The organism is Streptomyces sp. NPDC059371, from assembly GCF_042751995.1.
Lineage (GTDB): Bacteria > Actinomycetota > Actinomycetes > Streptomycetales > Streptomycetaceae > Streptomyces.
In genome coordinates, this window is record NZ_JBHYXD010000143.1 from 1 (window position 1) to 17,006 (window position 17,006).

Annotated in this window: 15 protein-coding genes and 5 pseudogenes; 12 read left to right on the forward strand and 8 right to left on the reverse strand. The window is 67.1% G+C overall.

What is annotated here, in order from left to right:
- Both ACFXGX_RS40550 and ACFXGX_RS40555 read left to right on the forward strand, forming a co-directional pair.
- On the forward strand, window positions 1–234 hold a 234-nt coding region (locus tag ACFXGX_RS40550), incomplete at its 5' end, for a YhjD/YihY/BrkB family envelope integrity protein (protein WP_384802604.1).
- Between the two features lie 96 nt (window positions 235–330).
- Window positions 331–597, forward strand: coding sequence for a DUF4235 domain-containing protein (locus tag ACFXGX_RS40555; RefSeq protein ID WP_384802607.1), 267 nt, complete (start codon window positions 331–333; stop codon window positions 595–597).
- Window positions 598–787: 190 nt separating this feature from the next.
- Here the strand turns inward: ACFXGX_RS40555 and ACFXGX_RS40560 are convergent, their stop codons facing one another.
- The 3 genes from ACFXGX_RS40560 to ACFXGX_RS40570 all read right to left on the reverse strand — a co-directional run bounded on the left by ACFXGX_RS40560 (window position 788) and on the right by ACFXGX_RS40570 (window position 2,466).
- Window positions 788–970 carry a hypothetical protein gene (locus ACFXGX_RS40560; RefSeq protein ID WP_384802610.1) on the reverse strand — a complete coding sequence of 61 codons (183 nt, stop codon included), beginning with the start codon at window positions 968–970 and terminating at the stop codon, window positions 788–790.
- 18 nt (window positions 971–988) lie between these two features.
- Window positions 989–1,474, reverse strand: a complete 486-nt coding sequence (locus ACFXGX_RS40565; protein ID WP_384802613.1) for a hypothetical protein — start codon at window positions 1,472–1,474, stop codon at window positions 989–991.
- A 290-nt stretch (window positions 1,475–1,764) separates the two neighbouring features.
- Complete coding sequence (locus tag ACFXGX_RS40570) at window positions 1,765–2,466, reverse strand: GAF and ANTAR domain-containing protein (protein WP_384802616.1); 702 nt, start codon at window positions 2,464–2,466, stop codon at window positions 1,765–1,767.
- A gap of 323 nt (window positions 2,467–2,789) precedes the next feature.
- Here ACFXGX_RS40570 and ACFXGX_RS40575 point away from each other — a divergent pair.
- A pseudogene (locus ACFXGX_RS40575) lies at window positions 2,790–3,046 on the forward strand (SpoIIE family protein phosphatase); the annotation flags it as partial.
- 23 nt (window positions 3,047–3,069) lie between these two features.
- On the opposite strand, the gene ACFXGX_RS40580 reads toward ACFXGX_RS40575, so the two are convergent.
- Window positions 3,070–3,540: a DUF742 domain-containing protein gene (locus tag ACFXGX_RS40580; RefSeq protein WP_384802619.1), complete on the reverse strand. Its 471-nt coding sequence runs from the start codon at window positions 3,538–3,540 to the stop codon at window positions 3,070–3,072.
- A 1,214-nt stretch (window positions 3,541–4,754) separates the two neighbouring features.
- On the opposite strand from ACFXGX_RS40580, the gene ACFXGX_RS40585 reads away from it, so the two are divergent.
- The gene (locus ACFXGX_RS40585) at window positions 4,755–5,321 is read left to right on the forward strand and encodes a hypothetical protein (protein WP_384802622.1); all 567 of its coding nucleotides are present in this window, start codon (window positions 4,755–4,757) and stop codon (window positions 5,319–5,321) included.
- Between the two features lie 16 nt (window positions 5,322–5,337).
- Here ACFXGX_RS40585 and istB read toward each other — a convergent pair whose 3' ends face one another.
- Both istB and istA read right to left on the reverse strand, forming a co-directional pair.
- A complete protein-coding gene (gene istB / locus ACFXGX_RS40590; protein ID WP_384802625.1) occupies window positions 5,338–6,126 on the reverse strand; it encodes an IS21-like element helper ATPase IstB in 789 nt (262 codons plus the stop codon).
- Window positions 6,123–7,736 (reverse strand): annotated as a pseudogene (istA, locus tag ACFXGX_RS40595) (IS21 family transposase). Before istA ends, istB begins: the two are co-directional and overlap by 4 nt.
- 689 nt (window positions 7,737–8,425) lie before the next feature.
- Here istA and ACFXGX_RS40600 point away from each other — a divergent pair.
- Both ACFXGX_RS40600 and ACFXGX_RS40605 read left to right on the forward strand, forming a co-directional pair.
- Window positions 8,426–8,581 (forward strand): DUF6131 family protein, encoded by a 156-nt coding sequence (locus ACFXGX_RS40600; RefSeq protein ID WP_384802628.1) that lies wholly within the window; start codon window positions 8,426–8,428, stop codon window positions 8,579–8,581.
- A 556-nt stretch (window positions 8,582–9,137) separates the two neighbouring features.
- Window positions 9,138–10,289, forward strand: coding sequence for a hypothetical protein (locus tag ACFXGX_RS40605; protein WP_384802630.1), 1,152 nt, complete (start codon window positions 9,138–9,140; stop codon window positions 10,287–10,289).
- Window positions 10,290–10,351: 62 nt separating this feature from the next.
- Here the strand turns inward: ACFXGX_RS40605 and ACFXGX_RS40610 are convergent.
- Window positions 10,352–10,657, reverse strand: a pseudogene (locus ACFXGX_RS40610) (phosphatase); the annotation flags it as partial.
- Window positions 10,658–10,874: 217 nt separating this feature from the next.
- On the opposite strand from ACFXGX_RS40610, the gene ACFXGX_RS40615 reads away from it, so the two are divergent.
- From ACFXGX_RS40615 to ACFXGX_RS40640, 6 genes and pseudogenes are all read left to right on the forward strand, one after another.
- Window positions 10,875–11,366 carry a flavin reductase family protein gene (locus ACFXGX_RS40615; RefSeq protein ID WP_384802633.1) on the forward strand — a complete coding sequence of 164 codons (492 nt, stop codon included), beginning with the start codon at window positions 10,875–10,877 and terminating at the stop codon, window positions 11,364–11,366.
- Window positions 11,367–12,064: 698 nt separating this feature from the next.
- A complete protein-coding gene (locus ACFXGX_RS40620; protein WP_384802636.1) occupies window positions 12,065–12,544 on the forward strand; it encodes an SRPBCC family protein in 480 nt (159 codons plus the stop codon).
- A 68-nt stretch (window positions 12,545–12,612) separates the two neighbouring features.
- Window positions 12,613–13,184, forward strand: a pseudogene (locus ACFXGX_RS40625) (NAD(P)-binding protein); the annotation flags it as partial.
- Window positions 13,185–13,428: 244 nt separating this feature from the next.
- Window positions 13,429–13,743, forward strand: a complete 315-nt coding sequence (locus ACFXGX_RS40630; RefSeq protein WP_384802644.1) for a hypothetical protein — start codon at window positions 13,429–13,431, stop codon at window positions 13,741–13,743.
- Between the two features lie 41 nt (window positions 13,744–13,784).
- Window positions 13,785–14,054, forward strand: a complete 270-nt coding sequence (locus ACFXGX_RS40635; protein ID WP_384802641.1) for a hypothetical protein — start codon at window positions 13,785–13,787, stop codon at window positions 14,052–14,054.
- 548 nt (window positions 14,055–14,602) lie between these two features.
- Window positions 14,603–15,422 (forward strand): annotated as a pseudogene (locus tag ACFXGX_RS40640) (sigma-70 family RNA polymerase sigma factor).
- Between the two features lie 1,039 nt (window positions 15,423–16,461).
- Here the strand turns inward: ACFXGX_RS40640 and ACFXGX_RS40645 are convergent.
- Entirely contained in the window at window positions 16,462–16,938 is a 477-nt protein-coding gene (locus ACFXGX_RS40645) for a CHAD domain-containing protein (protein WP_384802638.1), read from the reverse strand.
- Window positions 16,939–17,006: the final 68 nt, after the last annotated feature.

The following is a 17,006-nucleotide window of genomic DNA, read 5'->3' on the forward strand; positions in this document are numbered from 1 at the left end:
AACAAGACTTACGGCACCATGGCCGGCGTCATTGTCTTCCTGGTGTGGCTGTGGATCAGCAACCTGGCCATCCTCTTGGGCCTGGAGTTCGACGCTGAAGCCGTACGCCAACGGGCCGTCGCCGGCGGCCACCCGCCCCAGGCCGAGCCCTACACGCAGCCGCGTGACACCCGCAAGTGGGACGCAGACGACCTACGGCACATGGAAAAGAGCCGTGAGCAGTCCCAGGCATAGGACGCCAGGTGGGCTGCTGGCATCACTCCGCCTGGCCGCCGCTGCGGGCGTCACCGTGCTGTGGCTGGCCAGCCGCTCCAAGAAGGGCTAGACAGGATGAAGGCCTCGAATATCGTCTACAAGCCAGTGGGACTCGCGCTGGGAGCCATCAGCGGAATGATCGCTGGAGCCGTCTTCAAACAGACGTGGAAAGTACTTGCGCACGACCAGAACGCCCCGGACGCCACCGATGAGGGCCGCAACTGGGGCGAAGTGATCCTGGCGGCCGCGCTCGAAGGCGCCGTCTTCGCCGCAGTCAAAGCCATCGTCGACCGCTCCGGCGCCGCCACCACACGCCGTCTGACCGGCACCTGGCCCGGCTGACAGGTGATTGGCCGACCGGGCATTGCAATGGCGGGCGATCCGAGCGTACGCGGGGACACCAACATCCCGGCCCCGGTCTGGACGGCAGGGAGGCCGGGCGCCGAGTGTGTCCGACGGGTGGCGCGGCGACTTCGGGTGCCGTCCCGCCGGGCGGCCCCGCAAGTGTGGCTGCGTATCGGACATGTCCGGATCAGGTCTGCTGCCGCACCGGGCGGCCCGGTCCACAGGTCGCCGGGGCGCGGACGAACGCGCCGTCACTCTGCATGTCCCGCTTCAGCTGCGCGGCGGAGTTGATGTGGCCACGCCGGCCGAGCGCGTCGCGAAGCTCGCCGGGCGTCAGGGGCTGGCCGCAGCGCGCGAGGTACCGAGCCACGAGCTGCTCGCTGGTGGGTTAGGCCGGGGGTTTCACCACCGGGAGCAAGTTGCTGAGCGCCCGGTGCTCGGTTATCCCGGCTTGCGCCAGCTCCAGCATCGGCTTTGCCACACCCCCTACCTGCGGCAGGCGGCGTCTCCAGTTGTCGCGGGTCAGGTAGCCGTGGCGGTGGCACCACCGCAGCAGCCCGCTCACGGCGGCCGTCGCGGCCAGCGGGTCGTTCGCGGCGAGGACCGCCAGGCGGTGAAATCCTGCACCGAACAGCGGGAACGCGATGTCGATGAGTACCAGCGCCTTCGCGGCGGTGGCCTCCAGGCCGGCCAGGCGCAGCACGCTCTCTGCGACGGGGATCCAGTCGATGACGGCGTACCCCAAGCGGGAGAAGACGCTGTCCTTGGAGACGATGACGCACGGTTTCGAACCGCCGACATCCCCTTTGTAAGGGCGGACGTGCCAGGAAGCCGAAACGCCGATCACTCCGGTTGTAGGGCCAGCCCAGCTCATCAGCGCATCTCAAACTGAGGCGAGCGCCGTTGACCGTGGTTGACAGCACAACGGGCGGCCGGACAGGGGCGCTGGTGTACACGCGCATCCGACGTCGTTAATGTCAGCCGTGGATCTCAGAAGCCTTCTGATCCGGAGCTCTACAGAGATCGGTTGCATGCGGTCATACAGGTTGCGTTTCAGCCCTCAGTAAACGCTAGGGGGTGGGGCCGGTTGCTGTGGTTCCTGTATCCGGTACAGCAGGATCCTCGAAGGTTCCGCCGCGGTCGGACGTGTGAGACGGGTGTCCTTCAGCGGGAATTCCGCGGGATGCCACCCGTATGACAGACCCGGCGGGCGACCTCACGGAGCTTGATGTTGGTCTCCTGTGAGTAGCGGCGCAGTGCGTCGAACGCTTGGTCTTCGGTGAGGTTGTGGCGGCCCATGAGGATGCCCATGGCCTCACCGATGACGTGCCGGGTGGCTACGGCGTGCTCCATCTGGGCGTGGGTACGGGCGCTTGAGAAGGCGATAGCCGCGTGGGAGGCAAGCAGCAACCCGGCCTGTTCACTGTCCGCGGTGAATGAGCCGGTTTTGCGTGAGTAGAAGTTCAGCGCCCCGAACTCCTCATCGTCGGTGAACAGCAGGAATCCCATCATGCTTCCCACGCCCAGCTCGAAGGCCTGCGGAGCAAAGAGCGGCCAGCGCGGCTTCTCTTCGGTGAGGTCGGCGATGCGGAAGACCCGTTCCCCCTGCGCGCTGTGTGCTGTGTCGAAGCACGGCCCTTGCCCCAGCTCCGCCTGCAGCCGATCGCTGTCGATGACCAGCCGGTCGGTGGGGGCGACGGTTTCCACCTGGTGGTCGCGCAGCACGAGGATGCCCGCAGCGTCGCAACCCTCGACCAGCTCCGCAGCCGATGCCGTGATCCGCTGCAGGGTGGCATTGAGCGAATCCTGGGCCAGTAGGTCCCGTGCCATCGCCGCCAGCTTCTGCCCGAACTGTCCCCAGTCCACTTCGTCCTCCGCTTCGCATCTGGTCAGACCACCCTGATACCCGCGTTCGACACGCTCACAACCGGGTCGCTAACAGGCGCTGGTGGCGGAGCCCGTGAGGGAGCGGCTGAACCGACGCAGGGTGTCTGTGGCTCCCTCCAGGTTAGGGATCGGACAGATGTCTTAACTTGAAGCGGTCGCCCGCCTGTCACTCCATGCAAGCACCCCGTGCCGCCCCTCGCAGAGCGGCTTCTTCCCAGCTCATCGCCCACCTGTGCGGTTGTGGCGCAGGAAGCCTTGGCCGGGCAGTTGTGGGGTGTGCAGGAGCCAGGGCGGCGAGGCGGACGAGCGCCCAGCTTGTCAGCGCCGGCCCCACCCCTGGCCGCTCCGGCTGCGCGACGGCACGGTCAAGGCCCTGCGCTGGTGGTGAACCCGCCTTTCGGCGTCGTCGGGCAAGGTCCGTACCAGGTGTAGGACCTCGATTTTCGACCTGCTGACCGGCTCGTGCTCTACACCGACGGCATGCAAGAACGCAAAGCAGGGGCCGTCGACCTACCCGGTCTCATCCGTGACCTGCGCCGAACATCCCCGCGAAGTCGTTTAGAGACGCAGCATTTTGTCGCGCTACATTCTTCGCAGCCCACTCAGCACTCTCTCGAGTAGGGTCACCTGCGGCCTCCCCCCTTCCGCGTCATCTCCGTGAGACTGCTGAATAGATACGAGCCCCGACTCTGCCAGGTCCGCGACCAAAATTCGAGTGACCCCCAGAGGAATGGAGAGAAGCGCTGAAACCTCCGCAACGGATTTGATCTCTTGACATAGAACGCAAATGCGATACGCCTCGGGGGAAAGGCCCAGCGCATGCCGCGGGTCAGCGGTCGCGCTGACCAGGGCTTCGATGGCGAGATGGTGCCTCGGCCGAGTGCGGCCCCCCGTCATCGCGTATGGCCGAACCAGGGCGGACGGCCGTGCGCTGCGGCCCATGGCATGGCTCCGAAAGCCATTTGGCCCCGCCTCTGGGTGGCGGTTCGGGCCGTATTTATCTCTATCAGGCGACGACGTCACAAATTCCACTTTCACTGAAGCGGCGCCCACGGAACGAGCCCCGGGCTCTTGCATCTCTGCACGCCGCACCGACGTGCAGCCTCGGTCTACCGATCGCGCGCAGCTTCTCCCGGGTATAACTCAGGTCGGTCCGCAGCAGCGAGACGCTCCGGGCCTCGCTTTCACCGGACGGCTCCGTCACCCCACAGGAGTCACGAGATCGGAGCAACTGCTCTGCTGCAGACGACGCCGTACAGCGGGTGCGCCATACGTGGACCGTGGTCGCGCACGTGTGCAACGGTCGAGAGCTAGAAGCGGCGCATACGCTTTCAGACCCTGCGTAATCGATTACGTTAGTCGTCACAGAACGGACTGTAGACGGAGACACCACCGAACGACGCAACTTCGCCGACTTTCCCTCTCATTCGGGCAACGGCCGAAGGATGCGAACGTGGCCCGTTAAACCTCATGCGCTGCGGCCACCTGAACGGCAGCGCAGGCTGACCAGCGGCAAGCGTGAGCGCACCCCATGGCAGCCGGAACGTTTGGGCAACAGCCATCATCGATGGCCCCGGGGAGCCGGGCGCCGACTTCACGAGCGACCCAACCCATCAACTGATGACCCGTCAGAACATATACCAGGAGCAGTATTTGTCACCAGAGGAAGGCGGTGGCGCGCTCACGCTGAGCGCTTCCGTCGGCATCCGGGGCGGCACCGGCGGGAGTGCGCACCGATGAAGGCTGCCTCGTGGCAGAACAACTCCCGGACGACGACGCGCTCCGGTGGCAAGATCCGAAGCGCTATCTCTGGCTTCTCGCGTTGGCTGTGCCCACACTCCCCCTGCAGGCGGGATTGCCTGCTCACGTGACAGGCCTTGGTCTCTCCGGTCGTGGAGCGGACGCGGTCAGCAGACACACCGACGGATCGCCTCGCCAAGCACCGCTGCTTCCGTGACCAGCCGTCAGGGGTAGGTGCCGGTGCCGACGGCGGCCACAGCCCTGGCAGCCGCGTACGCAGCAGCATGTGTCGGTACCGGTAGAAAGACAGAGCCACGGTCACCATGAACTCCTATTGGCCGTAGCGGTTTGAGTCGGCCCCTGTTTGGCGGTCCGAAGCGGCCCCGGTTTGTGCCGGATCCGGTGGGGGTGGCGGCTTGAAGTGGCCCCGGGTGTTGGGGTGACGCGGCCCCGCCAGATCTGTCGTTGTCCTGTGCTGGGAGAATCAGCTGATTCGAATGCGGCGAGCGAGACGACCGGAGGAGCGAGTGACTGCGCAGCAGCCCTTTGATGAGGCTCCGGTGACGGTGGCCACGGACGCCGGAATGCTTGTCTTGTGGCATCCGCAGCGGTTCGAGGCCGTCGTCGATTACGACACCTGGGAAGACGAACTCCTGGAGGACGAGGACATCGTCCGCCATATCCAGGCGGGCGCTCTCGTTCCGGTCAACGTCGGCGGAGACGGCGCGTTCGGTGTTCTGGTTCGTTCGGGGACTGCGGCTGCGCCGGCCGGGTTGACCGAGCGGGAGACAGCGCATCAGCTGGTCGCTTCCCAGCCCTACCTGTTCGTCTCCCGCGGTCGCGCGCTCGTGGGTGGCATCGAGCACGTCAGCGGGGACGCCTCGGATGGCGTGATCGAGCATCCAGTGCCCGAGGGCCGCCATGCCGTGGTCGTCCATTTGATCGACTGGCAGGCCGAAGCCGGCAGCCAGGACGAGGCCGGGCGGCCCGTTCCGGGAGCCCTGCCGGACTTCGTGGTGCTGATTAATCCTGCTCAGCCCGGGCAGGGACCGTTCCGGAGTGCGGTGAATACGTTCGAAGCCCCGAACGGCTGACGTCGACCGACCCAGTTCAGACTGCCTCGAGCTGCTGCTGGGCCTTGGTATGAGCGAGGCGGTATGACTCGGTCCCGGTCTCGATGATCGCGCCGTTGAAGGTGAGACGGTCAACGATGGCCGCGCAGAGCCGGGGGTCGGTGAACGTCGTCGTCCAGCCTCCAAACGATTCGTTCGAAGCGATGGCCACACTGCTCTTTTCCTCCCTCTCGGTCAAAACCTGGAAGAGCATCTCGGTGTCCCGCCTGTCGAGTTCGAGGTAGCCCAGCTCATCGATGCACAAAAGATCGACACGTCCGTAGCGGGCGATGGTCTTGGTGAGCTGTTTGTCGTCGGCGGCCTCCACGAGCTCGTTGACGAGCTTGGCTGCCAGCGCGTATCGGACCCGGTATCCAGCCATGGCAGCGGCAGTGCCCAGGCCAATCAGCAGGTGGGACTTACCAGTGCCGGAGTCGCCGATCAAGCAGAGGGGCTCGCCCTTGCGGATCCACTCGCAGGTGGCGAGGTTGTTGATCAATGCGGGGTTGATGTTGGGGTTGGCGCGGTAGTCGAAGTCGGAAAGCCACTTCTGCCGCGGGAATCCGGCTGCCCGGATCCTGCGTTCGGACCGGCGGCGGTCGCGGTCTTCGCACTCGGCCAACAGCAGCTCGGCGAGGAACCCGCGGTAGGAGAGCTGTTCGCGTTCCGCCCGGGCGACGATGTCGGGGAACTGAGCCCGCATGGTGGGCAGCCGCAGAACCCGGCAGGCGGTGTCGATGGCGGCATCGGAGGCGGTCTCGGTCAGGTTGTGGGGCGGGTGGGTCATGACGGCTCCCTCCGGGGAACACGCAGCAGGTGGTCCCAGGTGTCCAGGGCTGGTGGCGGTCGGTTGTCGGCGGGCAGCTGGGAGACCCGCCGCATGGTCAGGCTGGTGACCTGGGAATCCGCAGCGGGGACCGGAAGCGCGGAGGTAACAGGGGTGTCGGCGGTGACGGTCGGGGACCGGCCGCCGGCCTCGGCGGCCTTGCGTGCTTCGAGGGCGACGACGTCGTGGGTGAAGGAGCCGACGGCCAGGGCGGCGCGAATGCCGGCGATCACATCGGCATGTTGCAGGTGCCGGTGCAGTAGCAGGACCTTCACCAGGGCTTTGGTGCCCTCGATGTCGCCGAGGGTGGTCTTCGCCGCGGCCCAGAGTGCTTCGTGGGTGCTGGTGAAGGAGCCGTTGGCCCGAGTTCGGAGCTGGCGAAGGCGCCCGGCTTGCGCAGGAGGACTTCGAGGTAGTGGTCGAGGACGATGCGGTCCTCGCCCCGACCGGTCAGCCGGGGATGGCGGGCGATCTCGGTGCGGCCGTCGTAGGCGATCAGCTCGGTGGACCGCAGGACGACCCGGACCTTGTGCCCGATGAACCGGGCCGGGACCGAGTACCGGCACATCTTCACCGTGATCATCGAGTAGCGGTCGACCCTTGGCGTGAGGGTCAGCCCGGTCTCGAATCCATCATCGGCAGCGGCATTGGCAGGCTGGCCTCGTGGGTGAAGTCCTGGCCGATGGTGTGGATCCGCAGCCCGATCCTGCGTGTGTCTTCCTTCCGCTCGAACTCCAGCAGCCGGGTATTGAGCTCCTCCAGGCTGTCGACCTGCAGCACCGGAGTGAGGTAGTTGCGGCGGAAGTAGCCGACCTGGCCCTCGACCCCGCCTTTCTCATGGGCGCCGCGCAATCCTGGCTCGCAGTAGAAGGGGAGGAAGCCGTAGTGCTGGTGGAACGCGGTCCACCGCGGATTCTCCTCCCTGGAGCGGCTTCGGAAGACCACCTTGGTGACCGCCGGGGTCAGGTTGTCGAACCGGACCTGGCCTGCGGGAATCCCTCCGAGCACGGAGAAAGCGTGGACGTGGCCTTCGAGGAATGCCTGCTGGCCGCAGGAGCGGATATCCGGTGGACGGCCTTGCCCGAGTAGGCCAGCCGAAGGGCGAACAGATAGCACCTGGTCAGCGTGCCGGCCAGGTTCACCCACACCTCGCCGAAGTCGACCTCGGCGTCCGCTCCGGGCCGGTTGTGCCGGACGATGAATCCGTCGGCTGGGGCGCCAGCCTCAGCGGCGATCTGCGGCCGTCGGGCCGAGACGTAGTCGCGGACCGTCGAGTAGGGAACCTCTGCCCCAAGCTCCTCTTCCAGCCGGGACACGATCCGCCGGACGGTGTGCCGCTGCTTCCGCGGCGCCTCGAGATCCGTCTTCAGCCAGTCGTCGATGGTCTTCTTCAACGGATCCACCCTGGGCGAGCGGCGTACCGGCGGCCGCCGTGGCCTTGGAACCGGGGACGCCAAGGCTTCCCGTACCAGCCGCCGATGAACCCCGTACTTCCGCGACAAAGCCCGGATCGACAGACCCTCTCGCCACGAGTCGTGACGGATTCGGCGATAGATCTCTTCCTTGGTCAAGGACACAGATCCCCCGACCCAGCAACAGCGGAATCGTCCCACCGCAAGCCCCCAGGCGGAGCCACTTCAACCCGTCACAACCCCCACGTGCCCCCAATGCGACCCCCACCGGGGCCGCTTCAGATCGCCCGGCAGGGGCCGACTCAAACCGTCACGGCCACCTATTCCGCGAGTACGCGACGGCGTACGCATCTCCTGTCTCGACTGGAGGAACGTGCCGGCGCAGGGTGGCCGCGCTTCGACCGCGACGGGGAACTCCCAGCGTGCCTACTGGGATGAGTGCATCATCTGCCCAACTCTGACCGTCCTCGGTCAATCCGGGTGGCGCAGGCGGCTGTGTCGACGGGGCTGATCGCTGCGACTTGGCGGGTCGAGTCCTGCCAGGTGTCGCTCGATTTGCGGCGGTTTCGAGGCCGCATGGCACGGTCGACGGTCGCGGATCCGCGCTCCGGGTTCTCCAACGCGGAATCCGCTCACCCCACTGGGGGAGGCGCGAGATCTACTGTGCGGCCGTCCGCTGGGCCACCCTGGTCTCCGATACCGCCCGTCCTTGACCAATTCCGCGATCAGCCGGACGTACACGGCCACGACGAGGGGCGTCCGAAGCCTCGTTTGCCGCACGGGCAGACGGGGACCCGTGCCAAAGGATGGGGACGCCCGCAGACGACGTCCCGTCGTCGGAGGAAACCATGATCATCCTCGGAGTCATTCTGCTCGTTGTCGGCCTCGTCGCCGGCATTGGAATCCTTTGGACCATCGGGGTCATTCTGCTCGCGATCGGAATCGTGCTGTGGATTCTGGGAGCGATGGGACGCGAGGTCGGCGGACGACGGCACTACTGGTAGTGACCGCTCTAGTCCGGTCATCGACCATCAACGGCGACGATTCGTGGCCGATACCCCGACCGGGCGGAATGCCTCGCAGTCTCGCGGCGCGAACCAGGGTTGCTGCGATCCAGCAGCGCTAAATCCACGTCTTCAGCCTCTGGGCAAAAAAGCGGTTCTCAGCGGGCCGAGCTCCGAAGGGGATCTTTCGGATGCACTCCATGCTGCTCCGCAGAGTTCCGTCGTCCACCGGCCGAGCAACATCAGCGTGGTCCCGATCTTGCGGACCTGCTCATCGTTATCACCGCGGCGACGAGGACGAGGAGTCTGATGATCATCACTTTTCCGCCCCGCAGGGCGCATACCACCGTGGCGCGCCGAGGAGTGCGCGCGGAGGGAGTTCGCTATGGACCCGCCCGCCGCTTCCGGCCCGCAGGAACATGGCCGACACAGGCCGAGCCGTCCTTTGGACCATGTCGAACGAGCGGAGCAGAAGCGACTGCGGCGCACTCTCGGCACGCGAAACCGTCGCCTACGTCTTTGGGGGGCATCCCTGCTCCTCCTGCTGGCTGTTCTGATGGCGCCCATCAGCGTCGTCGCCACCTGGGTAAATTCCGAGGTCACCGATAGTGATCGGTATGAGCAGACCGTCTCACCCCTTGCCCAAGACCCCGCCGTCCAGGATCTCATCATCAATCGCGTCACTGACGCTCTGGTCCACAAGATCGACGTCCGCAAGATCACCGACACAGTCGCCGACACCCTGGCCGACCATGACGCACCCCGCTTCCTCGTCGACGCGGCCGGGTCACTGGATGAAGGACTCAAGGGCGGATTGAGGGCCGGCGTGCACTACACGGTCGCCAGGGTGGTGACGAGCGACGCCTTTGCCAAGGCGTGGGACAGCATCCACCGCGGTGCGCACACCGCCGCGACGAACATCCTCACCGGGGAGGGAGGCGGAGCGCTAGAGGCCAAGGGCGACACCATCACACTGAACGTCGGCACTGTGATCGAGGAACTTCAGAAGCAGTTGATCGGCGTGACCCTTGTCGGGGCAGAAGACATTCCCGGGGCAGACAAGTCGATCGTGCTGGTGCACAACGACCATCTGGGTGAGGCCCGTGATGCTGCCCGCTGGCTCAGCGTCGTCGCCCCGTGGATGCCCGCGGCGGTGTTCGTGCTCGCCGGGCTGGGCATCTGGGCGGCACCCTCACGCCGGGTTGCACTGATGGCCGCAGGCATTGGCGTCGGCGCCATGATGTGCGTGCTGCTCATCGCACTCGCCGTGATCCGCCAGATCTGTCTGGACGCGGTGCCTCCGGCAGCCCAGTCGCAGGACGCCGTAGCAGCACTCTACGACACCCTGGTGAGATTCCTCCGGCAGACCACCCTCACCGTGCTCCTCAGCGCCTTGCTGACCGTGGTCGCAGGGTATCTGTACGGACCCGGCCGCGGTGCCGTCGCCGTGCGCGCAGCTGCCGCCCGAGGTACCCAGACCGCCGGGCAAGCCCTCACCCGGACGGGACTGAAGCCAGGTGCCGCCGGACAGTGGCTGCGCACGCACAGGCCTCTGACCACGAGCGTCGTCATCGGGGCCGGGATCCTGGCCCTGTTCCTCTGGAACTACCCCACACCCACATCCGTGGTCCTTGTGTTCCTGCTCGTCTTGGTTGCCCTGGCGACCCTGGGCGTCCTGGCCGCTGTGAACGAAGCCGAGCAACGCTGACAGACGCGCCCCTGCCACAACAACAAGGGATGATCCGGCGAATGCCCCTCCGCCCCCTCGCCGGGGCCCACCGCGCCCAACTCGTCAAATTCGCCCTGCACACCGTAGTTCGAGGTCACCCGGGCCCACGCCTCCAACGGGTGCCCGGCAGCTCCGACGCTCCGTCAAACACCTCAGAGACACCGGACCGGACGTCGTTCGTCCTCCAGTTGATGCAACGCAGCCAAGCACTCCCTTGGATCCTGATCCGGAGCCACCTCCGCGAAGGTCTCCATCGCCGCGTCCACAGACACACTGCTACTCGCCCGCGACGACACCAAAAGATCATCTTCAGTACGTCGGCCGCACCACGTCGTTCTCCGCAGGATGGGGGCAACGAAACACTGGACGGCTAGAGCGCCTCTCGCCCTGTGCCGTCACCCGCGAGCAGTTCGTCCGAGACGCGTTGACGGCACAGGTCCGGGTACCCAGGGACTGCGCCCGTACCGCGTTCGTGCCCCTGCCAACGCGTCGTGAGCCAACCGGGACACGGAGCTGGTGAACGCTTGGCAGACATCCGATCTCTTGAGACGAGAGCCGAACACCGTGACCGATCTCGATCCCTTTACCGACCTGCTCGACTACCCGATGTACGTCGTGACCGCGGAGGCCGACGGGGAGAGAGCCGGCTGCCTGGTCGGATTCGCCTCGCAGTGCTCAATTCGGCCCGTCCGGTTCATGGTCTGGCTGTCCAAAGCCAACCGAACGTACCGGGTTGCCGAGCACGCCGAACGACTCGCGGTCCATCTGCTCCGCCGCGACCAGGACCGGCTGGCCCGGCTCTTCGGCGCCGAGACCGGCGACCGCACGGACAAGTTCACCGACGTCCCCTGGCACCCCGGACCGGGCGGATCACTGATCCTCGACGAGGCCCCCGCCTGGTTCGTCGGCCGCGTGGAGAACCGGATCGACGGCGGCGACCACGTCGGTTTCCTGCTCGCTCCGGAGGCTGCGGCGGAAAATTGTGCGGGCAGCCGCATCCCTCTCCTGACGCTTAACGACACCCATGACATCACCCCGGGCCACCCGGGGAACTGAGCAGCGCGTCTCTACAGGTTGACGCAGTCGCCTGCGCTGTATCACCGTTCGAGCCACCACCGGCGCTGCCGTCGCGGGCCGACGACGTGGCCCCTTCTGTTCATCCGTCACGGAAGTGACGCCGGCACCAGCAGCACAAATCCCGGCAGCCAACGGGCTGCCGGGGTCAAGGTTGCTCAGCGCCTACTTCGGCCGGACGGCGTCCTTGGCCTCCTCCTTCGCCGCACGCAGGTCCCGTGGACTCCTCGGTAAGCCCCTCTGACTTGAGGGACTCGTTGCCCACCGCACCGCCGACAATCTTCTTGAGCTTGCCTCTAGCCGGCTCGCCCCTGACCTGAGCCTTCTCGTCCGCAGCCACAACCACTCACCCCTGCCTCACTCGGAAATCAGGTACGAACTCCGGGACCCCGAACCTCCGGGGGTGTCACCGATGGTGACGCTCGTCACTCATAAAGGCCCTCCTCAACGAATCGACTGTCGCCCGCAGCTGACCGTACGGCCGGTCAAAGGACTCAGCACGGACGCTCCGACGCATAGAACGGCCCGGCGCCGTGGCCAGGATGCCCCCTGACCACGGGGAGCTGCGCTCCAGTAGCTAACCGACGGCACCGCAATGCGTCCCCGAGCGGGAGTGTCTACTCGGGCCTAGCGTGGAAACGCGCAGGAAGTGACCTGGCACTCCTACGGCGGAGGAACGCATGGCGGTACGGCACCGGCTGATCAGGAAACCTCCCAAGGACGTCTGGGAGGTCCTGTCCGACGTCGAACGGTATGGGGACTGGGTCGTAGGCCCCTCACAGGCCGAGCTGGACGAGGGGCGGTGGCCCGAACTGGGTGCGGCCCTCCGCTACGAGATCAAGATCGGGCCGCTCACCCTGCACAACCGGACCGTCGTACGCCGCAGCGAGCCGGCCGCCGTCCTCGAGTTGGAGGCTGACAGCGGACCGCTGGGGACGGCGAGGATCGCGATGGAACTGCGGCCCTGGGGCGAGCACACACTGATCATCCTCGATGAACACCCCCTACGCGGCGCCGGAGGCGCCTTGCACAACGGCCTCCTGGAAGTGGCGCAGCAAATACGTAACCGCGCCATGTTGGGCCGCCTCGCCCGGCTATGCGAGGGAGACGATGACACGGCCCGCACCACTTCCGTGAGGCGACGACCGAGCAAAGCCTGAAGCAGCACCGAGACGTGGGACAGTCGCTCGACCGGGGGTGCGGCCACCCACCGAGCCGGGAGCGCGTCATGCCGGACGCTGTAGTGATCGGAGCAGGCCCCAATGGGCTGGTCGCGGCGAACCTTCTGGCCGACGCGGGCTGGAGCGTGGAAGTCCTGGGGCCCAGGAAGAGCCCGGAGAAGCGGCCCGGCACGACCGGGGGTCGACCCCGACTTCGCCAGCGACCTCTTCAGCGCCTGCTACCCCTTCGCTGCTGCCTCCCGGTCCTGACCGGCCTGCCCATGCACCGAAGGTGCTCGCCCGCCCTTTGCGGGACGGCCACTGTGCCGTCCTCAGCCGTGACCTGGAGGAGACTGCCGCGAGCCTGGAGGCGTTCGCCCCCGGGGACGGGGGCGCGTGAAAGGAGCTGCGGGAGGTCTGAGAGACGTTGCGGGCCGACATCCTCGACGCCCTCTTCACGCCGTTCCCGCCGGTCCGCGCCGGAGCCCGGCTGGCACTGCGGCTGCGTGCGGCGGGCGGCTGCGACTGGCCAGGACGATGGTGCTGCCGGTCCGGCGCGGTCCGGCGCCTGGGAGAGGAGGAGTTCCGCGGCGAGGGCGGCAGGCTTCTCCTCGCGGGCAATGCCCTCCTCACATCCCTGGACCGGGACAGGATCAGGAACAGAATCACGTTCCTGAGCCTGGCGGCCCCTCGCCGCTACGCCGAGAACCTCCAGCGCCACCTACCAGACGAGGGTCTCGGCCACTGCGGCAGGTCGTCCCACCATGATGCCAGGGACACGGCGCCGTCGGCCGATGTCGTTGTCGCACGCAAGGTGACCTCCGCGTCGTCGTGGTTCGCGTATTCCCCGTCGTCGTGGCGCGCGAGCCCCGCGATCCAGGTCCGTGGCCACCTTCCACAGCGCGGCCGCCACGTTCTTCCCGGTCCTGCTGCGCGACCGGGCCGCGGCGGCGCCGACGCTCTCGCTCGCCGACGAGGACATGGCGCAGGACCACTTCCCCAGGCTGCCCTGCGGGGCGGCGGGAATGCACCGCGCCGGACGGGCGCGTCCCGCAGGAATCGGCAGCAGGGTGGTCCCCGCGCAGAATCGTCGGCGCCGGACGGACGCGGGACGGTCCGGCGATCACCTGCATCATCACGAACGAGAGGGGTACTTGCGCGTCACACCACACCCGCGCGAGGAAACGAGGACGCCGTGAGCGAGCCCCGCCCGCAAGGCCCCGGGACCGGTGAGGGACCGATGCCTAAGCCCATACCGAGGGACCTGCCCGATCAGCAGGCGGCACCTCACGAGGACCCCTTGGACGACGCCGTCGGCGTACCCGGGCAGTCGACCGAGAGCCGCCGGACCGGGGCAGAGCGCGACGGCACGGAAGGAGAAGCCGAGGACGTGGAGAAGCCCGGCACAGAGGTCCCCGACACGGACGAGGCGGGCACCGGCCCCAGGGGCGCCCCGCACTCCGGCAACTCCCGCCCCGAACAGCCCATGCCGGACGAGCCGACGGACTGACACCCTCGCGCTCCGCGAGCGCGCAGGCGAGTGACGGCGTTGCTGTGCTTGGTGCCAATCTGGACCTTACGGTGCGCGCCGTAGGGCGCAGCGGACCCGCTGTTCGTAGCCCTGTTCCTGAAGAAGGATCCGTGGTACGGGCTTGATTCCTGGCCCCAGGATGGTGGCGGCGCGCATCGTCCCAGGTCCGGTCAGGACGGAGTCGTGCGGGATGAATTCCAGGGGCCCGCATCCGCTGGGCTCGACAATGACCCGGACGCCAGGCCTGAAGTTGCCAGTCGGGGCCCGCAGGATGTTGGTCCCGCCCCCGAGACCGCGGCCGGCCATCCACGCGATCGTGGCCGCCTTTGTTTGCGGGCGGTGGTGAAGGGCAGCCGGGTTTGTGCTTCGGACCGGAGGCGCAGCCAGGCAAGACCACTCACGCGGCCGCAGCTTCCTTCCGGCGCTCTGCGTAGCTCTCCGTGCGGCAAGTCCCACATTCACGTGCGGGTCTGCTCCGCTGTCCCTGCGGATCACCGGACGCGCCCCTCAGGAGGGATTCCGCATGCTTGCCGAGAACCCCGACCGTCCGCACACCGACACCACCCCAGTTACCCCCGCCCCTCCATGGCGTCTCCGCCGGCCGTGGCTACGACGACCCACCCGAGACGAGCCGCTTCACCCAACTCGTGGAACTGGACGACGGGCCGGAGCGGGACGTCGTACGCGATGAACTGGTCACTGTCTGGCTTCCCACGGCCACCGCATCGCCGGCCGATTCCGCAACCGCGGCGAAGCCATCGAGGACCTCCGCCAAATCGCAGCCCTCGGCCTCGTAAAGGCCGTCGACCGGTTCGACCCGGCCCCGGGCGCCTTCGAGAGCTACGCGATCCCGACCATCACCGGAGAGGTGAAGCGGCACCTCCGGGACCGGATGTGGTGCGCGTCCCGCGCCGTGTCCCGGACCTGCGCAACCGCGTACGCGTCGCCCGCCGGGAACTCAGCCAGAGCCCTGGCGCCGCCGAGCCGACGCCCGCTGAGATTGCCGCCCACACCCGCCTCACGGAAGATGAAGTGAGCGCCGGCCTAGAGGCCATGGAGAGCTCCAGCGCCCGCTCCCTGGACGCTGAGACAGGAGGCGCCGGATTCAGTCTCGGTGACACCCTCGGATGCACCGCCTCCTCCTTCGACACCATCGTCGACCGAGAGGCAGCCAAGAAGGAACTGCGCCGACTCTTGGAACGAGAACGGGCCGTCCTATACATGCGATTCTTCGAAGACATGACGCAAAGCCGCATAGCCGAGAAACTCGGCATCTCCCAGATGTACGTCTCGCGCCTCATCACCCGTAGCTGCGCCCTCGTCCCCGATGAGGCCCTGGCGCAGTGACTGGACGAGCGAGGACCATTGGAGGCGAGCACAGGTGAGTCAGCTGCCGCCTATCGGACACGGCGAGCGTTCTGAGGGCGGCACCGAAGTGTCGCCCTCCCGTCGCCCCCGGCACGAGGAGGCCGAGCAAGCGGTGGTTGAGCAAGCGACGGGCGTGACAATGGCCCTGGGACGGCTGGACACGGGCCAGGCACGGCTTGCGCTTTCCGAGGTCTCCCGGCGCACGGGGATCGCCTTGGGTCGCATCGCCGAACTGCTCACGGCCTGGGCGTCCACGGGCGAACTCAATCTGGGGCTTCGTATCGCCCTGGAAGAGGCTATGGCACCAGCGCCCCACTCCCTCGCGCAGGAAACTCTGAGTATCCACACCTTGCCTATCCGAGGTCGCGACAGACGGAAAAGGGCATGCCCTCCCGCACGCTCCGACACCCGCTACCTGACCGGTACCTCGCCGGGCTGACAAGCAGCGTGAGGGCCGGCAGGAACCCGAGTCCGTCCCCTCACGCCCGCTCTGCCGCCCGAGGCAGACGCCGCATTCCCCGACTGCAGGAAGGAAGCCTCCCACCACACTGACAAAGGGGGAAGTGACCGCTATATCGCGTTTTGCATATGTGTGACGGGACACTCGGCGCTTTGTGGTGTCCGTGGTGCGGCCCGTCCGCCGCGCCAGAAGAGCCACCACACAACGCCCGAGAACGAGAGGTCCCGCCATGGCGAAGTCAGCGAAGCAGCCCCCACAGGGACCGCAGTCACGCACATCCGAGGGAGAGCGCCAGTTGCGCTGGGGTCCGTCCGTGAACGACGAGTCACAGCAGTCGAATCCCAGCCCCCACCGCTCCTTCCACCCCGACAAGTACGCCCCGGAGCCCGACAGGCCCCGCAAGATGCCTACGAAGAAAGAGAAAGAGGCATCAGGGGAGGGCACGCCTGCAGACAGCCTGACCGCACGTGCCGAGGACCGGGGTAAGTCCAAGGGCATGCACGACACTGGGCACCGCGGGCAGTCCCGCCGTCCCAGCGGTGAAAAGGACGCCTCCGCCTACACCGGCGTCGACCCTGACGATTCACCTCCCGGAGACGGAAGCCGCTGAGGGGCATCTGATCGACCCTCAGCCACTCTCGATCTAAACATCAGGTCAGAAAGCGGAACGCGGTGCCGAGCGGCCAAGAACGTCCCCGCTGTCGAGGGATACGACTCCCGGGTTCGCCGGCTGCCTTGGCGGCGTGCAGCGGTGGCGCTTCGGTGAGGAATTTCAGGTCCTCCAGCAGGTTCAGGTAGCGGGGCGAGGCGAGCACATCGAGCGTGCGGCGGCGGGCCTCGGTCCGCCCAGGCCTTGAGCCGTGCCTCGACCGGACCCAGGACCAGCTCGCCGGGCAGTTCCCGCACGCCCGAGGTGAGCCTCTCGCGAAGCACTTCGTGGTCGCGTTCCACGCCGAGTTCGCCTGCGAGCCACTTCAGATCGCGCCGGATGGGGTCGGTGGCCTTTCTGTCCAGGACTGAGCGGTAGGAACGCACGGTAGGAACGCAGGCAGCCGCACAGACGGCGCACTGTGGCGCTCAGCCCGGCGCGGGAGTGGACACCC